The sequence below is a fragment of the Sporosarcina sp. Y838 genome, from assembly GCF_056786515.1.
On the sequence record NZ_JBXCJD010000045.1, the window covers coordinates 1 to 1,305 of the forward strand.

Below are 1,305 nucleotides of genomic sequence, written 5' to 3' on the forward strand. Positions count from 1 at the left end.
ATGACATTTGTTATAGGGTTGCTTTTTTAGTTTGTCATAATAGTCGACGAAGTGGTTTTGTCCAAAACGTCTTAACCTAATCATATTTTGAATGATGATATAAAGTAATTTCCTCAGGTGTTTATTCCCACGTTTATTGATTTTGTCTTTCGCAATAAATTTACCTGATTGGTAACGACGAATATCAATACCGGCGAAAGCGTTGAGTTGTTTGTGATTATCAAAACGTCGGATATTCCCAATTTCAGCGATTAGGCGGACTGCTGTATTCGTGGCGATTCCTGGAATGCTAAGGAGTAAACTATACTCTTCTAGTCCCTCAGCTAGCGTCGCCATCTTGTCGATGCATTGTTCTTTTTGGAGAAGGAGTTCTTGGTATCGTTTTGCATACACAATGACCTGATCGCAAAAAACGTCTGTTGAAGAAACTGCCGGATAGGATTGTTCAGCAGCCTCAAGTAGTTTAATTGCTTTCTCTTCAGCTTTTTTTGCTGACATTCGTTTGTTTGTATTTGAGAGTATCCGGTTTTTGATAATCGTCTTCGAGTAGGTAAGAACGATGTCTGGATGTGGGAAGAGTTGAGCTACATTAAGAAATAACTCAGACTTACTCGTAAAGATTTTCTCTAATTCAGGAAAGGTTACCTGGATAACTTTATGTAGTCTATTTCGAACCACACTCAATTCATCGTCCAATTCACCATAATGTCTAGATAGGCCTTTCAACTGGGCATAAACATTATCGAAGTTAGTTTCCAACCTTCTATTATTCGTAAAATGAGTAAGTGCTAATTGATGTGCGTCACTCCGATCCGTTTTATGGATGCGTAGCGTATCACATTGGAGCTTCGCCTCTAACGGATTCAGTCGACAATATCTATAGCCATTATCTCGCATGAAACGTTCGAGGACTCTTGAATAGACACCCGTCGCTTCAAAGACGATGTGTGGCTGTTCCCCATATCCGTCAATTAGGTCATCAATCAATAACTTCAGTTTTGTGAACTCGGGACGCGTATGTTCGATTTCTTTCTCTAGTTCACATTTTTTCAATGCGTTATAGACGACCATGTAGCTTTTACCCATACTGACGTCAAACGCTATAACGTGTTTCATATTCTGCCTCCTCTTGATGTATGAAAGCTTCACCTTAACCTTATCGATTCCCATTTCTTATACACGATCTCAAAGGATCCAACATACTCAAACCTGATTCAAATAAGGGTGGTGAAGTAGGCCGGTTTTTCTTACGGATTCAAGATCCCAAAGAGCTCACGACCTATTCTTCACCTCTACTATACAAAA

The 1,305-nt window shown here is 39.5% G+C and carries 1 protein-coding gene; it reads right to left on the bottom strand.

Features of this window, described 5'->3' with window-relative positions; translation table 11 throughout:
• On the bottom strand, positions 1–1,116 hold a 1,116-nt coding region (locus AC1TO4_RS19790), incomplete at its 3' end, for an IS110 family RNA-guided transposase (RefSeq protein ID WP_482106706.1).
• Positions 1,117–1,305: the final 189 nt, after the last annotated feature.